Genomic DNA, 26,292 nt, shown 5'->3' with positions numbered 1-26,292 from the left:
CCTGTTTTTCAGTGGAGGATGATACTTTTATATCATCAAGGGGAACACGATATGAGCAATGATCACCAAAATCCAAAGAATCGCGCATTAATCTAAACATTTAATTCTTCCACGCTATGAAACGAGCCAGTTTTACTGGAAAGTCGTACCTGATGGTATGGGTATCGATTTTCTTTTGGGCTATCACTATGCCTGCGCTTGCACAAAATCAGTCTGATCCGGAACGCAGGATTTCCGGCAGCGTCACCGCCGGAGAAACGGGGAGTCCGGTTCCAGGTGCTTCAATTACTGTTAAAGGGACAAAAAAGATGACCACAACTGATGCAGGGGGGAACTTCACTATACCGGCATCTCCTGGTCAGGTCGTTTCTGTAGCATCCATGGGATTTATGGCCCGGGATGTAAAGGTCGGCTCCACTGGGTCATTAACAATTGTACTACAGGAAGATTACCGGAAACTGAATGACGTTGTGGTAGTGGGTTATGGTAAAATGAAAAAGACAGACCAGACCAGCGCCCAGGTATCAATCAGTTCTACAGATGTGAACCGTACCATTAACACCACCATCGACCAGGCTATACAGGGCCGTGCTGCCGGTGTATATGTTACACAGAACTCCGGTCAGCCGGGAGGGGGTATTTCCGTGAACATAAGGGGGGTAAATACACTGAGTGGAACCAATGAACCACTTTATGTAATTGATGGCGTTCAGATACAACCGGCAACCGTATCTTATGGTGCGACCAGCTCTGTTAATCCGCTGGCGGGTATCAACCCTTCCGACATCGAATCGCTGGAAATCTTACAGGGTCCTTCCGCGACAGCGGTATATGGTTCCAGGGCAACCAACGGGGTAATCCTGGTTACTACCAAAAGAGGCAAATCCGGACAGATGAAACTGTCTTACAACTATCTCTATTCTCTGCAGGATAAACCGGAAGGTATTACCACCATGAACCTGCGGCAGTTTGCACAAATGAATAATGAAATTGCGGTATTGCTAAACCGTACCCCAACACCTGAATTTCAGAATCCAAGTGTATTAGGTGATGGTACCAACTGGCAGGATGCCTTGTTCCGGACTGCCGCTTTGCAGAAACACCAGGTGAATATCAGCGGAGGTGCCAGCAATACTACCTACTATATGTCAGGAGAGTATTTCAATCAGGAGGGCGTGGCTATCGGCTCTGACTTCAACCGTTATTCTTTCCGTCTGAACCTGGATAACCAGACCTTTAAATGGCTGAAACTGAGCACTTCGCTGAACTTCTACCAGACAAAGGAAAAACTGGCCTCTACCAGTGAAGATGTGATCAGAAATGCTATCAATCTGGCTCCTAACATTCCGGTAAAGAATGCAGATGGCAGCTGGGGCGGTGCCACAGAAAATGAGTATGGCTCCAATGCGAAGTTTGCGCCGCTTAATCCGGTTGCAATATCCAGCCTGGTGAATAATGATTATAAACGTACCGGCGGATTAGGAAGTGCCACCGCAGAGGTGACCATTATTAAAGGGCTCACTTTCCGTACCAGCTTTAATGGCAACTTTGAGTATACAGATGGTAGTAAGTTTACTCCTACTTACCGCTTAGGTTTCAACGTGAATGAAAAGGCTTCGCTGGCTGTATCTAACGGAAGAAACTTTTATTGGAATCTCAATGAGTTACTGCAATATACCCGTGAGTTTGGCAAACACAATCTCAGTGTAATGGCCAGCCATGAGGCGCAGTCATGGAACTCACAAGGCTTTTCTGCACAACGTGTAGGATTTGCCAGCAACAGTATTCCATCCCTGAACCTGGGCGACGCGCTGGGCCAGACAACAGGTAGCTATAAAAGTTCAGGAGCCTTGGAGTCTTACCTCGGTCGTGTGAACTATAGCTATGATAACAGATATATCCTGCAGCTGGCAGGACGTGCGGATGGGTCTTCCAACTTTGGTCCGGAGAACAGATGGGGCTTTTTCCCTTCCGTATCTGCCGCATGGCGGGTAACCGGAGAAGAGTTCATGAGGGCGATACCGTTTATCAATGAACTGAAGATCCGTGCAGAATATGGTACTACTGGTAACAATGGTAGCGGTGGTGCACAGTTCTCTTCGCTGACCTCAGTAACAACACCATGGGGTGCAGGTTTCCGTACCGGGCAGTATGGTAACTCCGGCATCAAATGGGAATCTACAGAAACGAAGAATATCGGTTTTAACCTGAGCGTGCTGAAAGACCGTATCCAGTTGGAGGGCGATTTCTATATCAAGAATACCGACAACCTCCTGATGCCTAATCCGCTGCCAGCTTATATGGGTACACAGGGCGAAGGTGCTATTAACGCACCGATTGTGAACATTGGCGCAATGAAGAACAAAGGTTTCGGTGTGACATTGAATACAGTGAACATTGACAACAGGAATGGTTTCACCTGGAAGACAAACCTCAACGTTTCTTCTTTCAAAACAGAGATCACCCGGTTCTATTCTGAAGCAGCGTTCCTGTCGAGGTCAGCATGGTTCCTGAACAGTTTTACAGCGCGTTCAGTAATCGGACAAGCTCCCTGGCAGTTCTATGGTTACGTAGCAGATGGTCTGTTTCAATCTGTTGATGAGATCAACAGCAGCGCTATTCCTGCACAGGCAGATGGTTCAAGATTGCCGGTGGCTAAAGATGGCGGTGTATGGGTAGGCGATATTAAATACAAAGACCTGAACGGAGACAATATTATAGACTCCCGCGACCAGACATTTATTGGTAATCCTTGGCCTAAACTGACCTTTGGTTTCACCAATACATTTTCATGGAAAGGTTTTGATCTGAGTGTACTGGTAACAGGAGCACAGGGTAATGACATCTTCAACTACCTGCGTTTTGAAAACACAAATCCTAACAATGTCAACCTGGGAAGGAACTTGTTGCAGGAGTCGTTCAATTATGCAAGGATAGGAGATGACGGAGGAAAAACCATCTTACAGAATCCGGGTACCAATGTACCGAGGATAGTAGGTACAGATGTGAATGGTAACGGTAACCGTTTTACCAATCTGTATGTAGAAGATGGTTCTTATATCCGCATCAAGAATATACAGCTGGGTTATAACATACCACATACTCTGCTGAGACAACAGTCTGTTGTTAAAAATATCAGGCTTACAGCTGGCGTGCAGAACCTGGCTACATTCACTAAGTACAAAGGTTATGATCCGGAAGTGGGCGCATACCTTGGGAAGGAAGTACAGTTGAGCAATCAGCTGACAGGTGTAGATGCCGGCCGCTATCCATTAACCCGCCTGTATAGTGCAAGCGTAGCGGTTGATTTTTAATGAGCTTTAAAACAGACACTATGAAAAAGACAAACAATCATATATATCTATTCGCGCTCGCCTGTATCATGTCATTGTCAGGCTGTAGTAAAGACTTTCTGAACAGGCCACCCGAAGATGCTATCGTGGATGTGAACTTCTATCAGACCACGGAGCAGGTATTGGCAGGAACAGCGCCACTATACAACATTGTATGGTTTGCGTATAATGATAAGGCCTCTCACGGAATCGGAGATGGGAGAGCAGGCGTACTGATGTCCGGCTCTTACCAGGTGGATAACATCCGCATGCAAACAACCGATGTAACGCCGGAAGTGTATAGTTCATGGACATCCTTCTTCAATGTCGTAGCGCAGTCAAATCTGATCATCAGTAACCTGACAGCATTTACGGCTCCTTCAGTACCTGAGAATGTGAAGCTGGCAGGAATAGCAGAAGGACGTTTTATGCGCGGACTGGCGTATTCTTACCTGGTACAGAACTGGGGAGCAGTACCTATCATTGCAGATAACAAAGTATTGCTGACAGATACATCTACTGCACGTAATACCGTAGAATCTGTATGGGAGTTTATCATCCGTGATATCCGGTTTGCCGCGCAGCATCTGCCGTCTGCACCTATGCAGAGAGGTCGTTTAACCAAATGGGCAGCAGAAGGTATGCTGGCGAAGATGTTCCTGACACGTGCAGGCATATCAGGCACCCGTAATCAGCAGGATCTGGATAGTGCAGCCTGGTACGCAAAAGATGTAATAATGAATAGCGGAGCCGCCCTGATGGATAACTATGAGGATCTGTTCATGACGAAGAACAACAATAATTCAGAGAGTCTGTTTGCTTTGCAATGGAAGTATGATGGCGACTGGGGAACACAGAACAGTGTACAGGCATTCCTGGCTTACGGATCAGAGATAACAGGTTTCGGAGATGGCTGGGGTGGTGATCTTGGTGCATCGCTCGATCAGCTGAGACTATACAGAGCAGATGACAAACGTCGCAAAGGTACATTCATGTTCCCGGGTGATCATTACTCTTACATCCATCAGTCAGTAGACGACCCTAATAACCCCGGTAAGAAGATCATACAGGAGTTACAGGTACCCTGGAACTTTTCAGGAGCAGAGCGATACAATACAAGAGCATGGGTAAAGAAGTATGTGGTTGGCCGTCCGGAAGACAATGATGGTAAGGTTACACAACAGCATACTGAGATCAATACCTATATGCTGCGTCTGGCAGATGTATACCTGGTATATGCAGAAGCACTGTTAGGCACAGCGGCATCTACTTCCAATACCGAGGCATTGCAGTACTTCAACAGGGTACGTCGCAGAGCAGGCGTACCAGAGAAGACAGTGATAACATGGGATGATATCCATACAGAAAGAAGACTGGAGCTGGCAATGGAAGGGCAGGCCTGGTATGATCTGGTAAGGTTGTACTACTACAATCCTGCAAAGGCGATAGCATTGGTGAATGCACAGGATCGCGGATCTTACAGGATTGTTGCGAATGCAGCAACAAATGCTACCTCATGGACCATCACTTCAGATGTGCCGGCCTTCTATCCGGTTACACAGAGTAATTTCCTGTTGCCACTGCCGGCAGCAGAACTCACGGCAGCTCCTAATCTGAGGAAACCTCCGGTACCTTATCAATTCAACTAAAACTGACTGATCATGACTTGCTATATTACAAAGGCTGCCAGCCATATCAAACGGTTGCCAGTTCTGTTCATTCTTATGGTTATTGTGGCCTTTTCGGCCTGCTCTAAAGATGATAGCGGCAGTGGCGCTCCACCGATGGTAACCGCAGTAAGCCTGCTGGATTCCACAAAGGTGGACAGTACATTCACCGGTGCATTGCCAGGTACAATGATACTTGTTACCGGACAGCGCCTGGATGGAATTGTACGGGTATCCTTTAACGGGTTGGAGGCATATTTCAATCCAACGTACAACACCAGCACACACCTGATCGTAACTATTCCTGACAAGACACCGACAGAAGCCACCGATCCGGATGTGCCAAACACCATACACATCGTTACCACACACGGAGAGACGAGTTACACATTTACAATACAGATCCCACCGCCATCTATAGCGGCCATTTCCAATGAGAACGCCCTCGCCGGTGATTCATTGATTATCTATGGTTCCAGCCTGTGGCTGATAGATAAGATCGTATTTCCCGGTGGAAGGGAAGTGACCAGTTTTGCAGCAGATGATGCAGGTACAAGAGTAGGCCTGATTATGCCTGCACTGGGAGAAGATACCGGCAGACTGGTCATCCATGCAAAGTATGGAATGGCACGTTCTGACGGGCCTTTAAATGATCACCAGAGTGGTGATGTGATCAGTAACCTGACAGCAGAAGGAGAAACAGGAGAAAAGCCTGTATTCAACTGGGCCTGGTGGGGTGCAAACCGTACATCAGATGCAACACTGTTTCCGGGTACCAGGGGTAGTTACCTGCAGAACATTTTTGGCGGTGTGGGTGTGAATGATGGCGGATGGTGGAATGGCAACCGCTCAGGCAACTTTAATGATGTGCCATTGTTTACCGCAGCAGTGATGACAGAAGAAGCAGCCAGCTATGCGCTGAAGTTTGAGATCAATACCAAAGAACCATGGACAGCAGGTATAAATGTGTTGCGTCTGGGAGATAATTATGCCTACAGGTTCATGCCATGGTCAGGCGCAGCAAACTCCAGGTTTGAAACTAAGGGAGAGTGGCGCACAGTAACTATTCCATTGTCCTTGTTTAAAACAGCTGCCGATGGGAAAGAAGGTACTGGCGCGGGTGCTGTGGTAATGGGAGATGTGCTGAAGGCGGGCGGCGTCGTAGCATTTGGCTACCGGTTCATTACCGAAGATGCGCCGGTAGAGGTGTACAATGCGGCTTATGATAACTTCAGAATAGTGAAAATCAGATAGTGAACATGAATAGTAGGCATCACAAAGTGGAAAGCCATGAAGATGAAGTGAACAATATAGATATGAAGACACTTATTAACAGTTAAAAATGAAGCGCATATTTGTTCTCGGTTTTATATGTACAGAAATATTGTTGTGCACAGCTTGTAATAAAAGCAATGGAGAACAATATGGAGAAGAAGGTACAGATACTTCTGGTACGACGGTAACAGTGCCTGAAGATCCGGCACTGGCAGCAACGATAGGGTTTTTTATGTCGCCTTGGTCATCAAAGACATATACAGCTACTTCGTATACAGCAGCGACGCCACCGGCCACCGCTACTTACCAGGTAACAGTAGATGCATCGCGTATCCTGACGAAGATCTCTCCTGCATTATTTGGTAACAACAGTAATCCTTACATGACGCAGATGGTGAACCAGCCGGCGCTGATTACTCACCTTACCAATCTGCGTCCGCGCCTCATCAGATTTCCCGGAGGAAATATCAGCAGTATCTATTTCTGGAACAGGCAGCCCGGCGCTGCTCCATCAGATGCACCTGCACAGCTGACCGATGCAGATGGTAACAAGATAGATCCTGGTTACTGGTATGGTGGTAATACGGCTGACTGGACGCTGTCAGTGAATAACTACTATACGATGTTGCAGCAAACCGGAAATGAAGGGATTATCACTGTAAACTATGGTTATGCGCGGTATAGCACAGCAGCCAACCCTGTTGCAGCAGCCGCTCACCTTGCCGCAGACTGGGTCAGAGCTGATAACGGCCGCACCAAATATTGGGAAGTAGGCAACGAGAGCAACGGTACCTGGCAGGCAGGGTACAGAATAGATGTGACACAGAATAAAGACGGTCAGCCGCAGTTTGTAAGCGGAGATCTCTATGGCCGTCATTTCAAAGTGTTTGCAGATTCTATGCGTAAAGCCGCGACAGAAATCGGTAAGACTATTCAAATAGGTGCGCAGCTGCTGGAACATGAGCCGCCAATATGGGCGACAGAGACAGACAAACGATGGAATAATGGTGTATTGCAACAGGTAGGTAACACAGCAGACTTCTACATTGTGCATAGCTACTTTACGCCTTACAATACCAATTCCAATCCGCAGGAGATCCTTGCCTCTGCCACGACAGTTACAAAGGCTATTTATGACCACGTGACAGGCTCTTTTACTGCCAACAGGGCAAAGCCTGCACCAATTGCACTCACCGAATGGAACATCTTTGCAGTGGGTTCACAGCAGATGGTATCCCAGGTTGCAGGTATGCATGCGGTGATGGTATGGGGTGAGATGATCAGGAATAAGTTTGGTATGGCCAGCCGCTGGGACCTTGCGAATGCCTGGGAGAATGGTAATGACCATGGTTTATTCAGCCAGGGAGAATCTGCTTCGGGCGAAGCAAAATGGACGCCCAGGCCGGCATTCTACTACCAGTATTTCTTCCAGAAGTTCCTGGGAGACCGGGCTATTGATGCCGTAGTGGCTGACAGTAATGCGGGTGTTAACGCATACGCTTCTACATTTAGTTCAGGAGAAGTAGGTATTACGCTGGTTAACCGTGCAGCCATGACCCGTAATGTAACGGTCAACTTTAAGAACTTTATCCCCGGAGAGCGATTCTACTGGTACGTACTGACCGGTGGAGAAGGCGTAACCGGATTTTCAAGAAAGGTTTTTGTAAATGGAGCCGGACCTTCCGGTATATCCGGCGGACCTGCTAACTACAATGTTTTAAATCCATATGGTGCGAGTACCGCTGGAGGTATTAAGGTCTCGCTACCACCTATGGGCGTTGTGAATATGGTAATAGAGAAAAAGTGAGTTGTTGTTGAGTGGAGAACGATGATGAATGAAAAAGCCTTCCTGTGTTAAACGGGAAGGCTTTTTTCATATCAGCAGTGCTCAGATCAAAAGTCAACATCATCAGCAATATTGCCTCCGTTTTCATCGGCAAACTTTCTCGCATACTCCTGTCTTTTTGCTTCCATATGGTTTACATATTGCAGCATTTCTTCCGGAGCTTCGTTTTTCTGTTGTTCCATCCACTGCATAGCTACCTGCTGGAAGTCGCCCAGTGAGATGCCGTAATTGTCCTGTATCCATTGAGCACCGTCGAGACCTGCTTCGTAAGCGGCACTACGTGCGCCGTTCAGTTCTTCGTAGAAGTAACGGTCTGTAGCCAGTAGCTGCAGGTTCTGTGCATTACCGCCGCCAGCTGCCGGCTGAAGATGTCCCAGTTTAGGATGTTGGTCAGCTTGTGCGAAGAAAGTACCCATTTCAGAAATCACGATGAAGTCTGCATCTTCCTGCATACGTTGTACCCATCCCTGGCTTGCATCTTCCCATACAGGTATTTCTACCCCCAATGCGCTGCAGATTGCTTCAACAGGAACGCCGTTTGCCAGTTTTGCATTAGCAGAGGAATAATCATATAGGCTGATACCGTGGATAGGTTCAAAAAGTGGGTTGTTCTGACTCATGGTTCTGTTATTTATGAATGTATTAAATGTTTGTGCTTCGTTTGCTTTGATAGCGCTGGTAGTTTGTCTGCAGAGATACAAAGAACTTTTCATGGTGTTCCTTCAGATCCGGCAGCAGTTTATTCAGTTCATCAAAGATGTTTCTGTAATACTTATCCAGAAGTTCTGGCGCTTCCTTTTCGGCCTGTAACCGTTTTTCTTCCAGCACCAGTAATTGTTGATACCCCGGGCCGCTTTGCGTTTCCAGTTCTTTTAAGGTGAGACCAGTTTGAATAGCATGCATCTGCCGGTAGTATTCATTTTCTTCTTTACGCCGTTGTTCGCTGAGATCAAGGAAATGTTTACTACGTTGTTCAGCCAGTTTCCTGGCAGTATGTTCAATGTCGCGGGCAATAACGCCTGGCTCGAAGATATTCTGTGTCTGGCACGAGCCGCAGGTCACATAGGCGGTGTAATAGTATACCTGCTGAATATGCAAAGGTGCACCGCATTGGCGACAGTTAACAGACTTACATTGTTCATAGTAGGTATGCATCATCTCACTGAACACAGGCTCATAGTCTTTGTACTCGACCTGCTCAGTAGCCTGGTCAACACGCAGTTGCAATTGTTCTTCCCATATGCTCACTTTTTCTGCACAGCGGTTACGCCATTCATAGAGCGTACGATAGGCTTCACTGCCAGCAGATACTGTATCAATATATTGCCGATATACAGGTTCTATCTGATTTTCGCTGACGTCCTGTACTTTCTCCCGCATATTACCTGCCTGTCCCTTCATGGCAGCTGAAAAGCGGTTATAGGCTTGTCCGAAGCGATCGTCAGTCGCAATAATAGCAGGCGCTTCCTGCAGAAATCCGGTCAGTAAGATGTCTATGCGTTCATTCATTTTGGCCAGGAAGGTATCCAGGCGGTTTTCTAATGCATCCAGTTCACTCTTGAATGCAGGAGGTTGCTGTTGTTCTTCTTTTGATTTCCCCCAGTTAAATAGTCCCATGCCTAAGTGTTAGCGTTATCTGACTTTTTGATGTAATGTCCGTCAGTAAGTGTGGTGATATTGAATGTATGTCCGCAATAAGCACAGTGTGTCAAACCATCCTGTTTGGCCCTGCCTGCGCCGCAGTTGGGGCAGGCAGATTCGTCTGTGCCTGCTGTAATATCCTGGGCTTTGCCTCCATATTGTTGTTGTGAAACAGCCCGTTGTTTCATTCTTTCAATGAAAGACATTTTCTTGTTTTCTTCCTGTATCATAGTGCTACAGTTTGGATATAATGGCAGCTTTTTTCTCTTTGTATTCTTCAGCGTCTATCAGTCCCTCATCATGTAGGGCTTTCAGTTGTTTAAGCCTTGTGGTGATATCATCCTGTTTTTCTGCAGGAGGAGGTTGTGCATGCTGCGCCTGTATAGCTGATACCATATATGCCATTGCAGCGCCTTGCTGAGCAGCATCGTTCATGGCGGTTCCTTCTGTTCCCAGGGCATTAGCCTGGTTGAATTTCATGTAGGCATCCATGTCACTGACCATATTCATGCTGGTCACCTTATCGAAGTGGCTGGCTACATCATCGGGAAGCGTTACACTGGTAATAACAAACTCAGTTACTTCAATGCCGAAGGTATCGAAGTACGGCTGTATGAGAGGCCTGATCCGATGGTTGAGTGTTTGCAGATTGCCGGCAACTTCCAGTACCTGTATCCGGGCGGCAGACAATGCCTCGCCGAATTGTGGTGCGATATAGTCCCGCAGTTTATGCTGCAGGTCTACAATTGACAAATAAGGTAATGTGCCGGCATATTCGCGGAAGAACTTAGCAGCATCCGCAATCCGTACATTGTAGCTGCCAAATGCCCTGACACGTACCTGGCCGAACTTCTGATCGGTGAGCATAATAGGTGCCGGTGTACCCCATTTAAGGTTCACAAATTGCCTGGAAGACAGGTAATATACATCCACCTTAAATGGACCCTGAAACCCGTATTTCCAGCCCTTCAGCTTTGTTAGCAGGGGGATGTTCTCTGTAGTAAGCGTATGAGTGCCTGGACCGAATACATCAGCCAGTTTTCCTTCACTGAGTATCAGTGCAAGTTCTGATTCACGGACAATGAGTTTAGCGCCATTTTTTATATCTGCTTCCTGATGCGGAAATTTCCACATCAGCAGGTTGGGGTCTTTCGTTGTCCACTCTATGATTTCAATAAACGGTAAATTCATAGTCTTCAATTATAATCAATAACCAATGGGGCTGCGTTAAAGAATTATATATGCAAAGATATACGTATAGCCGGGAGTAAGATATACCGGAATTTGGGTATTTTCTAATTTGAAAAATAGATTATCATTAAGGCCAGCTTAATCAAGCTGACAGTCAGCCCAGCTGATCTGCAGATAGCGGTGGAGATTTTTCACACCATTATTCACTATGGGGAAAAGATTACCTGTAAGCCTTCCGGCAGGCGCAACAGGATAAGCTGAAAACAGCAGGCACTGTTGTTGTAACTGATGCTGATAGACATATCTTACCCATTATGATTTATCGGACCAAAGTTTTTAATGCAGCCGCTATACTGCTGGTGTTAACACTACTTGTTGTTATCCTGGTGTATGGTAAACCGTTTTTCGTGCCTATCGCATTTGCTGGTTTACTGGGGATGCTGTTGTTGCCTGTTTGTAAATGGTTACAGGCGAAGGGTGTCAATCACGCCATATCGGTATTATTATCATTGATGATATTTGTTATCTTTCTGGCATCAGTCATCGCATTTGTAAGCTGGCAGATCTCAGACATTGCAGAGAATGCCTCACAGCTGGAGCAGCAGATTATGCAGAAATATCAACAGTTACGGCAATACCTGAGTTCAGAGTACGGCATCAGTCCGGAGAAACAGCAACAAATGCTGAAAGAGCAGCAGCAATCTTCTTCCGGAAAAGTCAGTGCAACATTGACGGCCATCATTAGTGGATTCGGTGGTTTCCTTACTAACCTGTTACTTGTAATGGTGTACGCCTTTTTGTTTATGTACTTCCGTGCGCGTATTAAAGGATTTATCGTTCGCCTGGTACCAGATAGTGAAAAGTCGAAGACTGTTTCTTGTATTCAGAAAACGCAGCAGACAGCCCAGAAATATCTGAAAGGGTTATTTCTGATGATTGTATTTTTGTGGGTAATGTATGCGATCGGATTTACGATTGCCGGAGTAAAGAATGCTATCTTCTTCGCCATTCTCTGCGGATTACTTGAGATCATTCCATTTGTGGGTAACCTCACCGGTACAGCACTGACACTGTTAATGTCGCTGGTGCAGGGTGGTGATATGAACCTGGTTATAGGTATATTGGTCACATACGGATTGGTACAGTTTATCCAGTCTTACCTGCTGGAACCGCTGGTTGTAGGATCTGGTGTAGATATTAATCCAATGGCTACGATCGTGGGACTGGTAGCAGGGGAGATGTTGTGGGGTATACCCGGAATGGTGATTGCCATACCATTGATAGGCATGTTGAAGGTGATCTTTGATCATATTCCGGTGATGCAACCTTACGCCTATCTGCTGGGGCAGGATAAAAAGGAAAGTAAAGGGATAGGCGAGCGGATAAAGGGATGGTTCAAATCAAAAAAATAAACTATGACAAGCCAGGAGATGGTTGCCTTTAAGAATATGCTTAAAAACACTGCGGTAGCAATAATTGAAGAACGTATCTTAATGACTAAGTCGGCTATTGACAGTGCGCAGGAAGCCGCAAACAATGAAGATAAAAGTTCCGCAGGAGATAAGTATGAAACTGGAAGGGCAATGGGGCATCTCGCCAAAGATATGTATGCACGTCAGCAGACAGAGAACATCAAAGATCTTGATCAGCTCCAGAAAGTGAATATACAAACGGTGTACTCAACAGCGCAGACGGGCGCATTTATCAGATGTAAAGATCATGCATTCTTTATTGCGGCAGGCTTGGGAAAGCAACAGGTAGCGGAGTGGTCAGTGTTTTTTCTATCGCCTAATGCACCGCTTGCAAAAGTCTTATTTCATAAAAAGCCAGGTGATACGTTCTTGTTTAATAAGCAGGAGCTGTTGATAGTGGAAATTTATTAACCAGGTGTTTTAAATGATATTAAAAAGGGCGGTCTTTCAGTATTCAATGCTGAAAGACCGCTCTTTTTATGGAGCATGTTTCCTAGTCAGATATAGTGAATGGCATCTACTGCGGACAGTTATCGCAATTGAACTTCCTGATCTCGTCATACTCCAGTAACTGGAAACTGGAACCTCCACTATCAGGTGGTTGGAAGAATTGACAGAAACGTGCACGGTTAATGTTTGCCGCATTTAGTACAGCATTCTGGAAGTCTTCACTATCGAAAGACTCATGATCAAAGAAACATAGATTGATAAAGTAGAAGATAATATTTTCTGCTGCATCCAATTGGTTGACGCGTGGTTTTATCATGGCAGTTGCCAGATCCATACGCCCATACTCAGTAAAGAACCTGGCGAGTGAATAGCGCTCTTTGTCATTAGGAGTAAGCTTTGAGAATGCATTACTGACGTATTCAACAGCCACATCTTTTTGTTCATATTTCCCCTGTTCCATCAATAGTTCTGCCAGTACAATGTTGTAGTTGATCAGCATGCGATTAACCAATGAAGGATGTATTCCCCGGGCAGCGAGTTGTTTGATATTTGCCAGGAGTTGATTTATATTGATGGGTACTGCCGCATGGAACTTCAGGCCTAATATCTCCAATATACAAATGTTATAGCTAAGGAATGGATCAGCTGGTTTCAGCTGCCTTAAAGCATACATCTCTTTCAGTATCTCATCCTCAAACAGCAGTCCGATGTTATAACTATACATAGCTCTGTCTGATAACAGGTCCAGATAATCTATGGTAGCTGGTATTTCCAATTGGTCAATATATGTATCAGGAAGCCGGTTATCTGCAACGCGCACAGCGATTTCTTTCAGTATGCGGCGGCTGTCTGTGTTACTTCGTTCTTTGACGGATTTGTTGAATGCGGGGATCAGTGCGTCGTTGGCCATGTCGCTGAGGCGGGTATTTTTGTCCAGCCATATTGTAATGACTGCTTTTCTGTGTGCGGCCAGTAGCGGTTCAAGCTGTGCAAGTAGCTCTTTATTCTGCAGCTGTCGTTTGATAGCTGTCTTGGACAATGTTTTCCATTGCGGCATTTTAGGAATGACATCCCGGTTAAATTCTATCCAGTTCTCTGCCGGTATGATGGTGGCGGAGGGTTTACCGGGAGAAATGCCGTTAATAGCTTCCTGGACAGCTTTGGCTCTTTTCTGCATCAGCAGGCGATTGGTCTCTTCGGGTCCTTCTACGGAAGAATATGCACGTACTTCTATGTGGCGCACGCTATAGTTACCGGACGCGATTGAATCTCTCAGCTGGCTAAGTTCTGCAGATTCCAGTGTAGCTGTCGCTTTTCTGAACGGCAGCGTGATGTTTTTCTTTGTAGTATAAATAATTGAGGCAGCGGTATCGCTATTACCGGTAAACTCAGCCTGCTGTAAAGTATCGGTATAGAATCCCATGGGTAAAAGCTCAAGTGGACCGCGTTCTATGTCAAAGGCTGGATGATACTGGCAAATGTTTTTACCGTTCACGATCACGAGGTTGCCTTCAATCACCTGGTTACTGAGGTGTGCAGGTATTTTTCCGATAGGGATGATGATTAGTCCGCCGACAGTATCAGCTTTCCTGATCAGTTCATTCCGGTATATTGGTTTCAATACAAATCCATGTGTGCTACCACTTTTCAAAGGAGTATTGCAGTTGTACCGGCTGCGCGAAACAATATCCACCGTAATTCCCATATCCGGGCTGTTGATGATTTTGTGGAACCACGCTATATTATTCATAGTGAAAGTGATATTATTGCCGTCCATCCGAATACCAAATAATACCTCGTAAGGCATTTCGCTGAATACCTGGTTACAGGATGAGCATGTATTACTGAAACGTCCTTCTAACAGTGTGAAAGACGATTGGGCGGCTGCACGTGATCCTATGAAAAGCAGCAGCGGCAGGAGCAGAATGATAGTAGCATATTTTAAGTCAGGCATAGGTGTATTTCTGGGGTTAAAGATAAGAATGTCTTGTTGACTATGGTAAACGACTCTGGTGCGCGAGCAGTACTTTTTGCTGCGTATTCAGGAGGTCACTTATGCAATATTAGGGAAAGTATGAACGCTATTCCGGGCAATGTCCATAGGACGCCAAAACAGGTGCATAGGACGCCATATAGTGGTGTGGCGAGGCTATGTAGGGAAATAAAATAGAAGGGTTGGAGAGATGATCAGATTTCGGCTGAATTGCCGATTTCCGTCATCCTACGTTAATGCTACGTTCTTTAACGTAGCATTAACGTAGGATGACGGAGATGTAAGCAAACATGTGTAAAAAATAATGGCACAATTTGAAGCTAGTATTCAGAAAGCCAATAAACGGTACTTGTCTGTTATCATGAAGGAGTCATCCATACTATTCTCCAGCTCTTTTTCTTGCCGAGTTGTTCAGCCTTAACAACCACATATTTGTTTTTGAGTGAGTCATAGTCATATGTTTTGAACATTCCGAGATTATCTATGCCTATAGCTGATCTACTAAAAAAAGGTTTGGCAGGGGGCACTTTTTTGTTTCCACTCAGGGTAAAGACATAGGCGTCACACTCCTGCAATGAGCGTCTTATCTTTAGAGATTTTTCAGCTTGTCCGCGTGCTATATTTTCTGGCGTTTCGTTTAGGAAAAAGTATTTTTTTCCATTTGCCTCCAAAAAATTGAATGACTCCATTGCTGACATATGTTTATAGGCTAGTTCTAAGTCAATCGCTGCGTGGGGTACATCCAGACTGTTTATAGAATTATTAGGCACCTCCCATCTCTTCGGAATTGTATAACTTTCCAATTCTGTAAGCTTGTCTACGGACAAAGTAGATAGCGTATAGTCAAGTCTAAAGTGTCTGGATGAACCTTGTGAGCCTGGTGTACCAACTATAAGATGATGCCAAAAGTGTTCATATGCAATGGTAAAATTGCCGTCGTCATTTGCAAAAACATTTTCGAGACGTAGCGCTCTATCATTGTAAGACTTTTTGTTAGTCGTTTTGTCAGGCATTAGCGGTTTAGTAAAAATGGAGTTTTTTACGGGATCTATGATAGAAGCTGTAATATCAGCCAAGTATTCTTTTGTTAACAACATTATTTTGTTCGATTTCGGATTGTATTTAACCAATGAGTAATGGGGTGGTGCCAATGAACTTTGAAGTTCAGCAACCGTCAGGTGATTTTCTCCTGCAATTAAGGTTCCGAAAAGCAACGCACATTCTTTGTCGCCTGAAGACCTGGTATTATAGCCATATGCAGCTATGCCCAGTTTGCTTTTTTCCAGGGGGAGCAAACCAATATATCTTATATATTTATATCGTTCATCGGTCGTCTTGAAGTAAGCGCGACTCAGCAAAGTGTTATCCAGACCATAAACTGTCACATACAGACGCTTGCTACGATCTTGCTCAAAGCTGTTCATAGTTGCAATAGCATATCCATTTCCTTCAGGCATCGCTTCTGAGAAAAAGTTTGGTTCGGGAACATTAAAACCTAACCCAATGTTTGCAATGCTGGGAATCTTTAACATCTCGTCAATTTTTGTCTCTTCTTTTAATATACCGGTTGATCCGTCAAAGATGAGTCGCTTGAGTATGATCTGGTGATCAACGATAGTGCTAAGTAACATCGTTATATCTTTATTCATCTCGTACATGCCGATAATTCTGAAGGCGCTTCCTTTACCGGCAGGTGCTTTACTCTCCTGGATTGTTTTTAGCGAATGGTTAGCATTGTATATACGGACGGCCATGGTCTTCTTGCTAAGGCTGAGGTAAAATGTATTACCATCCTTCAGAAGTAAAACCTTTTTAATGCTGAGCGACTTTTTTTCTTTGAAAGACTCGCTTTGCGCATCAGTCTTCAGCTGTGCGTAAGAACATAGGCAGCATAGTATAAATGCTGAGATAAGGGACAAATATTTCATAGTCAGGATATGTAAGCGTGCAAAATTAGGGAATATCAGAATAATATAGAGCAGGAGGTCTAATACTCATTGAACAGTTGATAAGCGTTGGAGGATGTTAATTTTTCAATAATTAATTGTTATCAGTATCGCTGGGTAGTTGTGTGTAATAATAAGTTCAAATGATCCGTACGATGTCAGTATTATGATAGCGATATGAAAGTTGGCCAATTAGCTAGTGAGTAAACCTGTATACATTGGTGTATATTATGTGCAGTACTGCTAACTGGTTGGGGAAGATATAGTCGCCGTGGGCATATATCACAGCGTACTTTCAATTGCTGCATGACTAGGTATCTTTTGATTCTATCTTAAGATAGTAATCAATTTACGCGTGCTATAGATCAATGATAATTTCGTAATTAAAATGTTCTCTATAGAAATACAATCGTTGGCAGATGGGTAAGTGATTATATGTCAGCTTATACATGCGTCTATGCGAGTAGCACTAATATTGATTATTGAAATGTTAATCAGTATTAACAAATGAAGTGATATAAATATTGAGATATATACAACTATACGCAAATATATTACGTATGTACTATTTAAAAAGTGTAGTATGCAAGTTCGTAAGCTGTTTTCACTGTTATTAATTATAACAGTGTCAATGAGTTCCTTTATCCCACAGAAAAGGATTACCTGGACCGCCATTGGCGATTCTTTTACTTATTTGAATGATCATCTGGAAGAAAGTGAGAACCGGGTTGAAAAGGGTTGGATAACCCGCACAACTGAATTGGTACCGGGCCTGACGTACATCAATCATGGCCATAATTACTGGACGAGTGTAGAGATAGCGTTCAAGATAAATCAATTTGATCTGCAGCCTTCAGATGTGTATTCAATATTTCTGGGCACCAATGACTGGTGGCTGGGTGTGAAACCCGGTACGCTTGATGATTACAGGAACAATACTGGTATTAGTACTGTAAGCGGGGCTTTCCGGGTTATCATTGATAAGTTGCGTAGTTTGAATCCGAAGGCGCACATTATACTGATGACGCCTATGCAGCGCGGTGATTTTGTTTACCTCCTCAATCACAAAGTACATAGCTGGGGCTCATATAAAGATCAGGAGGGCCAGAGTTTGGAATCTTTTGTAAATGTGGTTAAAGAGATAGCTCAGTCAGAAAATTTTGAAGTAGTAGATCTTTATAATGAGCCGAGACTGTCAATAGATCAGGCAGTGAAGTTCAAGTATCTGCGGGATCCTCAAACACGGGAATATAAAGAATATGCGTATCCTGATTATATCAACATACCATATACAGTAGGTGATAAGTATCCTTATCCGTTAAAAGCAGTTGACGTGACTTACGATGGTATACATCCGTCAGATAAGGGATGTTCCATCATCGCCGAGTTACTGGCAAAAGTGATTAACAATTTAAAGTAATAAGAATAGTAAGGTCTCATAAGTAAATACACATCTTCTTGCTGGCTTTCATGAAGCGACTGGTAAGCGATAACACGACAGGCCATAGTAATTCTAGCTCAATAATAATACAGGCATCAGCGTATGTTGATGCCTGTATTTGTTTTTATAACGTCTGCGCTATATCCACTGATGATGACCTATTATCAATAAGCATCAGAACAGCTGAATAATATGCTGGGAATTGTTATTTCTGAGGTAGTTTCTTTCTGATTTTGAGCATATATAGCGCAATCGGGTAGTTTGACGAATAACTTAGTGAGTTGGAAGTTCCATAAAGTGCTTGCGGAGTGGGTATCACAGCGGTAAGAAATTCACCGAGCACTCCGGGGCCCGTCACTACCCATGTCGTGTCTGTACCGAGTGCGCCGGTATGGAAGCCTTCGGAATAGACAAAAGAATAACCGAAGTCCTGACTGGTTTCCAGGTTCTTCAACCCTAGCAGTTTTCTGCTGATAGAGATCGCGGTACCTGTTATATAACCCGGAGAACTTGACTCATACTCTCCACCTGCCGCATTCCAGGTATAAACATATGGATAAGAACTGGTCAGCAAAAGTTTATTATTGGCAGAGCTAAGTTTTGCACCACCACCTATCAGTTTGTAACCTGCAGTATCAATTATAAAACTCACAGCAGGGTTGGAGGAATAACCGGATGTGACACTTGTAACTTTAATATGTTGCAGCAGTTGTTTACGACTTAATCCGAAAATTTTGATTCCAATTGCATAAGAGACCAGTTGATGATTGAAAGGTTCCAGGTGTGCTATAGACGAGGAATGCCACGTCAGCAGGTTACTATCCGGATAGTTACCGGTAAGGAATGCGCCGGGCTTTGTAAACTGTGGTAATATTGTTGCGCCACCACCAACAAGTACATAGTCTGGTGGTACGGTTGCCTGAATATTATGTGTTTGTCCATATGAAGATCTTGCTGCAACCACAATAGTGTGTACAGTGCCTGACCAGTCGGATGCACGTACCGTATCAATCGATGCTGCGGCCGTCATTGCGGCCTGCGTATCAGAGATCTTCAGAGGTGGAGATTGTTTCATTTCCTTGGTACAAGAGCATAAAATTCCAGTGCTAACAACTGTAGCAAGAAGAGACCTGCGGTTCATATATGTGCGTTAAGGGGTGAGAGAACGATGAGCTTAGAAGATTGATTTTATTTATTAGCCTTCTGATTGTCCGGAAGCTTCTTTCTGATCCTGATCATAGAAACGCCTGAGTTGCCGGAAGCAGACACCACAAGATCGCTTGATATGGCATATACGGCATTTGCAGTAGGTAAGAGACTAGCCAACATGCGATCGCCACCGGTAAATCCTCCTGCACTGGTAACCACCCACGTGGTATCGGTACCAATGAAATGAATATTAAAGCCAGCGTTATTTACATTGCCACCGCGGCGTTGTTCCACTTCAATATTGTTAGCTGTAGCAAAATCTTTACTGATACCTATGGCATAAGCTGTCAGATAGCCGGGAGAACTAATCAGATGATCTTTGGCTGAAGCTACCCAATACATCTGATCTGGTTGTGTGGTTGTAAGTAATAAACCGGCACCTGAAGTAGTTGCCCGGGCTCCACCACCGATGAGCTCATAACTACTGTCAACGTTTACGAATGCAAAAGGCTGGGACTCAAAATAAGAGTCAGCGTTCACTAATTGCATATGCTGAAGCAGTTCCGCTCTACTGTAACCGTCTATTCTGATGCCAACCGCATACGACGTTAGCGTATGAGTAAATGTCTGGTAATGGTCTTTAGAAGATGTGTGCCAGGTAGTGAAGTCTGCGTCCGGATAAGAAGACGTCAGGAATGCCCCCGGCGCTGTAAACTGGGGCGATACGACTGCGCCTCCGCCAACGAGTACATAATCTTCCGGCACGGCAACACTGACATTGTTAGTACGTCCGTAGGAGCGGCCGGCCACTATAATACTATGGATGGTACCTGACCAGTCCGAGCTATGAACAGTGTCTGTCTGTATGGCCGCTTGTACAGCGGCAAGGCTCGTAGGAAGTTTTAAGGGTTTCTCTTTGGCTTCCTTTTGACAAGCCACGAAAAATAATGCCGTGATGGCAAATACGGGTAAGAGTTTTTGCATGATGATCTTTTGGGTTAAATGATAGGGGAGTTCGTCGGTAATGAAGATAAGGGGTTTATGAGTTAAGTAGTTTGTCCGGCTTAGCTATTAAGGTAGGGGTAATAGGCTAAAATTGGAAAATAAGCAACCCCAATTGGTGGGTAACAGAAACGCCTTCCACGTTTGCACTTGAAAGGCTTTTATTATTCTTACCCCGGACGAGACAATTAGCGAACCGGTTTGTAGAAGATTTAATAGCTTTTAGAGTTGCTGCTAAATTAATTTTGATACTGATTTAGATCTTGGAGATAATGATTGGTAGTTAAATTGGATGATCAAAATTATAGATCTATAATCATAATTAATTGATATACAATATTGAGTTGTTGACTGTAGAGTTTTCTTTAGATTTGTATTTATCGTTTATATCACACATTTAGACAATGGAGGTTTTGCAAAAAGCTTATCAACAACTAATAACTGGAATTGGACTACTTCTTTCTTCTGGTAGAGAAAAGGCTGCCAGGGAGGTCAATTCTATATTAGTACAGACTTATTGGCAAATAGGACATTACATAGTTGAATATGAACAAAGAGGAAATGAAAAGGCTGAGTATGGTAGTCAGTTATTCGATCGTTTGTCGAAAGACTTAACAGCGGTTCATGGCAAGGGGTTTGGAAGGTCTAACTTATTTTATATGAGGAAGTTATATCTTTCTTTTCAAAAAAGTGGGACACTGTCCCACAAATTGACATGGAGCCATTATTACGAGATATTAAAGTCAGATTCTGATCTTGAGATTAATTTTTATGCGAAACAATGTGAAAAAGAAAAATGGAGTGTAAGAGAACTGAAACGGCAAATGAAAAGTATGCTGTTCCACCGATTGGCTCTTAGTACAGACAAAGAAGGTGTGTTAAAGCTTGCTAGCAGCGGTCATGAGGTACAGCAACCAGAAGATTTGTTGAAGGACCCATTTGTACTTGAATTTTTAAATATTCCAGAACGGGATATTTATCTGGAAGGAGAATTAGAGGAAAAGCTTATCAATAATCTTCAACAATTCCTACTCGAATTGGGTAAAGGTTTTGCTTTCATTGGGCGACAGTATCGTATGACGATAGGTGGGCGGCATTTTAAAGTAGATTTGTTATTCTACCATCGTATTCTCAAGTGTTTCGTGTTAATAGATTTAAAACGTGGAGAGATAGACCATAATGATGTTGGGCAGATGAATCTTTATCTGAATTATTTTAAGAAGGAAGAAGCAACGGAAGGAGATAATGAACCAGTTGGAATCCTTTTAGGGGCATACAAAGACCATATTTTAGTAGAATATGCAACAGCAGGCATTACGAACAAAGTACTATTAGCAAAATATCAATTGTATTTACCCGATAAGGTTCAATTGGAGAATGCATTAAATAAATTGTTGGAAACAGAATAAACTTGTTTTAAATCTTCATAAAGCAGATTTCTTTTAATAAAAAAAATTGGACATTTTGGGAACGTACTTAAAATGGGATTCAGATTATAACAAAAAAGCCTTCCAAGTTTGCACTTGAAAGGCTTTTATCATTCGTACCCAGGACGGGAGTTGAACCCGTACGAGCGTTGCGGCTCACAGGATTTTAAGTCCGGCGTGTCTACCAATTCCACCACCTAGGTATCCTGTAAACAAAAAATCCAAACCGCTATGCAATTTGGAAGTCTTGATACTGAGCGGAAGACCGGGCTCGAACCGGCCACCCCAACCTTGGCAAGGTTGTGCTCTACCAAATGAGCTACTTCCGCTTGTTGTTAAGAACTATTCCCTCAGAGAACTGTTTGTTTTTTCGTTGGGATTGCAAAGATAGGATTTCTTTCTAAAGAACCAAAAAGTTATCCAAATTTTTTCAAATTTATTTTAACCAGAAGATGTAAAGGCGCTGTAGTAGCGTGATTTAAGTTACGAAATTGATTCCTTATACGCAAGTAATAAATGGTTATCTACTCTTAAAAAAGGAAAAGGCTGTCGATAGGACAGCCTGTATTTCCTCAGGTGAAGTGATCTTAGTTCACTTCGATCATCTTTGGAGCTTGTTGTTTGGCCTCTGCTCTTTTTGGGATGACCAGGTGCAATAACCCGTTATCATACCGGGCGTTAATATTTTGCTCATCTACCACATTCTTTGGCAGCTCAAAGCTCCTTTGGAATGACTGGTAGCTAAATTCTCTTCTGGTATAGTTATTTTCCTTCTTTTCCTGACTCTGCTGTTTGTTGGAAGAGATTGTCAGGGTGTTGCCATGAAGCGTAATGTTGAAGTCTTTTTTATCCATACCAGGAGCCGCTACTTCGACCTCAAAGTTGTCAGCAGTCTCTTTTATATTAACTGATGGTACAGTTGTACTGGTAGCTGAGAAGTTATTGTTGCCCCAGTTAAAAAATTCGCGGCTGAAAAAATCATCAAACAGAGATGGTACTCCAGGGAATGAATTTCCGTTTCTTTTAATGAGTGACATAATAAAACCTCCTTTTAAGTAAGTGAATAATTAGTATTTACTCAGTTACAGGTTGGCCAACCTTTCTGGAAGGTATTATTCAAACCCGGTGCCACAGCGGTTTACACTGAATTTTTTTCAGAAAAACTGTCATTTTTTACGAAAGAACTGTATACTTGTCAGGATCACTCCAATTCCCCTTTTTTCATTCGCTCGACTGTCTCCAGCATCCCGTCATGATCTGTTGATCTGGCTAGAGGCAAAGCAAGGATCTGCCAACGAATGCCTTCTTCCTTGTGGCCAGATTGATATAACATTCTGGCGTGGTAGCGCATATAATCGCTGAACGCATATCGTTGCTTCGAAGGAATAGACAGCCCATACTTTTTGGCGTAAGGAATAATGGCGACGGAGAAATTAGCCCAGTCGTCCTGTTGCATGCTGTATATTGTCTGACTGAGTAGGTGAACTTCTTCCCCGATATCACCATATCGGTTAATCAGACGTTTTCCTAGGGTGGTCCAGTCGGGCGTAGTGTCGCAGGTTTGCAGGTAAGGCATCACATCCTCCATAAAGATCCGGTTCATTTTTTGTTCATGAAGACTATCGGCAGATGGTTGCGCAAAAGAAGTCAGGCTAAGCAGACAGAATAAGGTGAAGGTTACAACAAATGGATACATGGCATAAGGTATTAATGAGGTATGTTATGAAGTTACATCATAGACACCCCATTTTACTTAGGATATCAGGAAAATAGTTGCTCCATCAAATATGCTGGATAGTCGTTCATCATTGATAAAAGACACTCATGGAAAATGTTAATATCCTTCAGATAGTCATTGTGCTGTTTATTGCATTGGCAATTGTTGTCTTTGTGGTCATCAGGAACAAAAAAGACAGGAAGAAATTATTAAAAAATGATCCTGTAGAAGGTAAAATCGCAGAACAACACCGTAACAGAGATAGACGCTAATCTTATAAAAGTGAACATGATATTGTAAATTTACTTATGTCTGCGTCTTTGCGCACTGATTTATACCCAACGAATTGTTAACCCTGGCATCAGCATGCTCACTTTTGTGATAAATTGTTTTCATCATGTAGTAAAGAAAATATGGCTCTCTCAACAATCTTGAGATTCCTGAATTAGGCAGTGTGGTGAAACTGGACCGGGTTCATTACAAGACCGACCTGGCAGACACGGCACATTCGTCTTGTTAGTAAACAGCTTACTGGTATATGTGGATGTCAGATTAACACAGATGCTGACTCAATCCCCTGAAAGCAACAAAGCATTTACTATTGTTTTTATTTATAATGGTGCTGGTCAGCTGACATGGATGGATACTGATAATAGGCTGTCAGCCTTCTGACTTTTCTGTGCCTACACAAAATATGCGGAATTTCCTGTACTTTAGTCTTACCCCAAGAACACAACAGATACCCGGCCACGGGGTAGCCCATTTGATCTATTTAAATCATTATACCATGGGAAACAATTCCACAGAACACATTAATGAAGCCATGAACAAGGACGTTGCGGAATCTAAAACAGTCCCCTCTGCTTCAGAAGCCCAGAAGATGCTGGCCCTGCAAAACAATATGCTCTACATTGGGGCTGATGCCTATGTGGGTAATCCGTATGCATTGCTGGGTACTGTATTGGAAATCCGGAAGACAAAGGAAGACTGTCCGACGATAGCCAACACAGACAATGCTTCCATTGAATTTTCACCGTTTAAGATTCCGGGGGTGCTGATAGACGAAAGCTCTAAAATAAAGGAGCCGATCAAAAGGCAGTCCATCCTGGTTGATCAGAAACTGTCCGTTGAAGTAGGTTTCCTCAATTACCTCTCCGGTGAGTTTGAGGGAGAATCATCTTTCAGCTTAATGGTCTTTGATCAGGCAGCAGGGCTTGTTAACCGTGATGACGATAGCTGGACAAAAGGCGTACAGTCCTGGATGGCCGACAATAAAACCAACGTACTGGATGACCCCGCGGTCTGTTATGTGTATGCTGTTATCGGTTTTGTACAGAAATACATTATCCGCCGTAAGTATACTAAATTCACTGCCGGCGCTAAAGGCGGCGCATTTGGCGTGAACCTGAACGGACAGCTTTATACCAGTTCGGAAGACTATTCTTTGGATATACGGTATGGATTGCAGACGGTGATTCTGAAACGCCCAGCTGCTACTAAATCATTGTTCGCTGACAATGACCTGCTGATGGAAGCCCAACCTGCAGAACTAAATCTATTAAATGCCATAGCACAGGAACGTACTGTTATTGTACGCTAGATCATCATCCTGCTATGTCAGGAAGCATCATCAGGAGAAGTGTCATGTATCTACTTTTCCTGATGATACATATATCCTTATCATAAGCTGATGGAAATGCAGGGCATAGTATAGTCGTAACCCGCAATGCTACAGGTACTCTGTCTATTCAATCAGATGGAGGAGTTGAAGGTTGGCTGGATTGAAGAAGTAGTGCCAATCAGGCAGCAGCTTTTTTCGTGGTTGTTCTTTTTCTGGTTTTAGTTTTGGCTACCGGAGGTATAGCTATCTGTAAGGGAACATGCTGTTTAATGTACTCGGACAATGTTGTCTTTAATTCAACCTGCACGGTTCCATTCTTTTCAGGAACTGCTTTACCGGCAATTACTGCCTGCGTCATCTCCACAAAATTTCTGATAGCGTCAGGAGAGAAACCAATGCCACGTAAAGTGCTTTCCCATTCCTCTCTCGGAGTCTGTACTGCTTTCACTTCTTTACCAAGTGCTTCAGAAAATGCTTTTGCTACATCATTACTGCTGTAAGTGGATGGCCCTGTCAGTTCAAATATTTTCCCGTCCTCATCCTCTTTTTGTATAACATTGGCAACAAATGCGGCCACTTCTTCTGGCGATACCATTGGGATAGACAGGTCTACAGGAAAGAATGTCGGTAATACACCTGTTTCTTTTACTGTTTCAAGGTACATCATCCAGTTGCTGAAATAATAGGCAGGACGTACGAAGATCTGTTTTACCGGCATTGCTGTAAACGCATGCTCCAGTAAGTAAGACATCACCAGGTTGCCAGTGCCTGATTCGTACTGTGCACCTATGGATGATAAGCCTACTACTTTCTTGATCGGAGAGTGAGCCAGGGCTTTACGATAGTTTTCAAGAATATCAGTGGTTTCACCTATTACGTTGCGCTCGTGTCCGCTCTCTGGTGTCAGTGCAAACAGGGTGCTGCCATCCTGAAATGCAGCTACCAGAGCAGGAAGATCGTTAGCGTCAGCGATAGCGACTTTAGCGCCGGTTTTCTCCAGCTGAGGAGCTTTCTTTTCATCTCTGATAATGGCTTTTACAGAAGCTCCTTTCTCCATTAGATGGTTAACAATACCAGAACCTACCTGTCCTGATGCGCCGAGTATAATGTCCATAAATCTTT

Annotated in this window: 21 protein-coding genes and 2 tRNA genes; 10 read left to right on the top strand and 13 right to left on the bottom strand. The window is 43.8% G+C overall.

The window, feature by feature from the left end:
* Positions 1–116: 116 nt before the first annotated feature.
* The 4 genes from K1Y79_RS11525 to K1Y79_RS11510 all read left to right on the top strand — a co-directional run bounded on the left by K1Y79_RS11525 (position 117) and on the right by K1Y79_RS11510 (position 8,081).
* Positions 117–3,314, top strand: coding sequence for a SusC/RagA family TonB-linked outer membrane protein (locus K1Y79_RS11525; protein WP_220250163.1), 3,198 nt, complete (start codon positions 117–119; stop codon positions 3,312–3,314).
* A gap of 20 nt (positions 3,315–3,334) precedes the next feature.
* Positions 3,335–4,981, top strand: coding sequence for a RagB/SusD family nutrient uptake outer membrane protein (locus K1Y79_RS11520; RefSeq protein WP_220250162.1), 1,647 nt, complete (start codon positions 3,335–3,337; stop codon positions 4,979–4,981).
* A 12-nt stretch (positions 4,982–4,993) separates the two neighbouring features.
* Complete coding sequence (locus K1Y79_RS11515; protein WP_220250161.1) at positions 4,994–6,253, top strand: glycan-binding surface protein; 1,260 nt, start codon at positions 4,994–4,996, stop codon at positions 6,251–6,253.
* An 88-nt stretch (positions 6,254–6,341) separates the two neighbouring features.
* On the top strand, positions 6,342–8,081 hold the full coding sequence (locus K1Y79_RS11510; RefSeq protein WP_220250160.1) for an alpha-L-arabinofuranosidase: 1,740 nt from the start codon (positions 6,342–6,344) through the stop codon (positions 8,079–8,081).
* 86 nt (positions 8,082–8,167) lie between these two features.
* On the opposite strand, the gene K1Y79_RS11505 is transcribed toward K1Y79_RS11510, so the two are convergent.
* Genes K1Y79_RS11505 through K1Y79_RS11490 form a run of 4 tightly spaced genes read right to left on the bottom strand, consistent with a single transcriptional unit; the run spans position 8,168 to position 10,952 of the window.
* Complete coding sequence (locus tag K1Y79_RS11505) at positions 8,168–8,833, bottom strand: DUF6620 family protein (protein ID WP_317197481.1); 666 nt, start codon at positions 8,831–8,833, stop codon at positions 8,168–8,170.
* A complete protein-coding gene (locus K1Y79_RS11500) occupies positions 8,763–9,737 on the bottom strand; it encodes a hypothetical protein (protein ID WP_220250158.1) in 975 nt (324 codons plus the stop codon). Before K1Y79_RS11500 ends, K1Y79_RS11505 begins: the two co-directional genes overlap by 71 nt.
* Positions 9,738–9,739: 2 nt before the next feature.
* The gene (locus tag K1Y79_RS11495; protein WP_236059577.1) at positions 9,740–9,991 is read right to left on the bottom strand and encodes a hypothetical protein; all 252 of its coding nucleotides are present in this window, start codon (positions 9,989–9,991) and stop codon (positions 9,740–9,742) included.
* A gap of 4 nt (positions 9,992–9,995) precedes the next feature.
* Positions 9,996–10,952: an SPFH domain-containing protein gene (locus K1Y79_RS11490; protein WP_220250157.1), complete on the bottom strand. Its 957-nt coding sequence runs from the start codon at positions 10,950–10,952 to the stop codon at positions 9,996–9,998.
* Positions 10,953–11,266: 314 nt separating this feature from the next.
* Here K1Y79_RS11490 and K1Y79_RS11485 point away from each other — a divergent pair, with 314 nt between their 5' ends.
* Both K1Y79_RS11485 and K1Y79_RS11480 read left to right on the top strand, forming a co-directional pair.
* Positions 11,267–12,364: an AI-2E family transporter gene (locus tag K1Y79_RS11485; protein WP_220250156.1), complete on the top strand. Its 1,098-nt coding sequence runs from the start codon at positions 11,267–11,269 to the stop codon at positions 12,362–12,364.
* 3 nt (positions 12,365–12,367) lie between these two features.
* The gene (locus K1Y79_RS11480; RefSeq protein ID WP_220250155.1) at positions 12,368–12,835 is read left to right on the top strand and encodes a hypothetical protein; all 468 of its coding nucleotides are present in this window, start codon (positions 12,368–12,370) and stop codon (positions 12,833–12,835) included.
* Between the two features lie 106 nt (positions 12,836–12,941).
* Here K1Y79_RS11480 and K1Y79_RS11475 read toward each other — a convergent pair whose 3' ends face one another.
* The gene (locus K1Y79_RS11475) at positions 12,942–14,828 is read right to left on the bottom strand and encodes an OmpA family protein (RefSeq protein WP_220250154.1); all 1,887 of its coding nucleotides are present in this window, start codon (positions 14,826–14,828) and stop codon (positions 12,942–12,944) included.
* A 398-nt stretch (positions 14,829–15,226) separates the two neighbouring features.
* Positions 15,227–16,795, bottom strand: a complete 1,569-nt coding sequence (locus K1Y79_RS11470; protein WP_220250153.1) for a hypothetical protein — start codon at positions 16,793–16,795, stop codon at positions 15,227–15,229.
* 649 nt (positions 16,796–17,444) lie between these two features.
* Between K1Y79_RS11470 and K1Y79_RS11465 the strand changes: the two genes are divergently transcribed.
* Positions 17,445–18,233 carry an SGNH/GDSL hydrolase family protein gene (locus K1Y79_RS11465; protein ID WP_236059576.1) on the top strand — a complete coding sequence of 263 codons (789 nt, stop codon included), beginning with the start codon at positions 17,445–17,447 and terminating at the stop codon, positions 18,231–18,233.
* Positions 18,234–18,459: 226 nt separating this feature from the next.
* Here the strand turns inward: K1Y79_RS11465 and K1Y79_RS11460 are convergent, their stop codons facing one another.
* A complete protein-coding gene (locus tag K1Y79_RS11460; protein WP_220250151.1) occupies positions 18,460–19,329 on the bottom strand; it encodes a hypothetical protein in 870 nt (289 codons plus the stop codon).
* Positions 19,330–19,442: 113 nt separating this feature from the next.
* Entirely contained in the window at positions 19,443–20,387 is a 945-nt protein-coding gene (locus tag K1Y79_RS11455) for a hypothetical protein (protein WP_220250150.1), read from the bottom strand.
* Between the two features lie 422 nt (positions 20,388–20,809).
* On the opposite strand from K1Y79_RS11455, the gene K1Y79_RS11450 reads away from it, so the two are divergent.
* On the top strand, positions 20,810–21,814 hold the full coding sequence (locus K1Y79_RS11450; protein WP_220250149.1) for a PDDEXK nuclease domain-containing protein: 1,005 nt from the start codon (positions 20,810–20,812) through the stop codon (positions 21,812–21,814).
* A 135-nt stretch (positions 21,815–21,949) separates the two neighbouring features.
* Here K1Y79_RS11450 and K1Y79_RS11445 read toward each other — a convergent pair.
* From K1Y79_RS11445 to K1Y79_RS11430, 4 genes are all read right to left on the bottom strand, one after another.
* Positions 21,950–22,035: transfer RNA gene (locus tag K1Y79_RS11445), tRNA-Leu, on the bottom strand.
* Positions 22,036–22,088: 53 nt separating this feature from the next.
* Positions 22,089–22,161: transfer RNA gene (locus tag K1Y79_RS11440), tRNA-Gly, on the bottom strand.
* Between the two features lie 258 nt (positions 22,162–22,419).
* Positions 22,420–22,869 carry an Hsp20/alpha crystallin family protein gene (locus K1Y79_RS11435; RefSeq protein ID WP_220250148.1) on the bottom strand — a complete coding sequence of 150 codons (450 nt, stop codon included), beginning with the start codon at positions 22,867–22,869 and terminating at the stop codon, positions 22,420–22,422.
* 164 nt (positions 22,870–23,033) lie between these two features.
* Positions 23,034–23,528: a hypothetical protein gene (locus K1Y79_RS11430; RefSeq protein ID WP_220250147.1), complete on the bottom strand. Its 495-nt coding sequence runs from the start codon at positions 23,526–23,528 to the stop codon at positions 23,034–23,036.
* Between the two features lie 128 nt (positions 23,529–23,656).
* On the opposite strand from K1Y79_RS11430, the gene K1Y79_RS11425 reads away from it, so the two are divergent.
* Together K1Y79_RS11425 and K1Y79_RS11420 are read left to right on the top strand one after the other, a co-directional pair.
* Positions 23,657–23,821: a FeoB-associated Cys-rich membrane protein gene (locus K1Y79_RS11425; protein WP_220250146.1), complete on the top strand. Its 165-nt coding sequence runs from the start codon at positions 23,657–23,659 to the stop codon at positions 23,819–23,821.
* 515 nt (positions 23,822–24,336) lie between these two features.
* Positions 24,337–25,149 (top strand): hypothetical protein, encoded by an 813-nt coding sequence (locus K1Y79_RS11420; RefSeq protein WP_220250145.1) that lies wholly within the window; start codon positions 24,337–24,339, stop codon positions 25,147–25,149.
* Positions 25,150–25,348: 199 nt separating this feature from the next.
* Here the strand turns inward: K1Y79_RS11420 and K1Y79_RS11415 are convergent, their stop codons facing one another.
* Positions 25,349–26,284, bottom strand: a complete 936-nt coding sequence (locus K1Y79_RS11415) for an NmrA family NAD(P)-binding protein (protein ID WP_220250144.1) — start codon at positions 26,282–26,284, stop codon at positions 25,349–25,351.
* Between the last annotated feature and the right edge of the window lie 8 nt (positions 26,285–26,292).

The organism is Chitinophaga rhizophila (assembly GCF_019492185.1).
Classification (GTDB): Bacteria; Bacteroidota; Bacteroidia; order Chitinophagales; family Chitinophagaceae; genus Chitinophaga; species Chitinophaga rhizophila.
The sequence above is the reverse complement of the archived record's forward strand: the minus strand, read 5'-3'. Positions and strand labels throughout refer to the sequence as shown.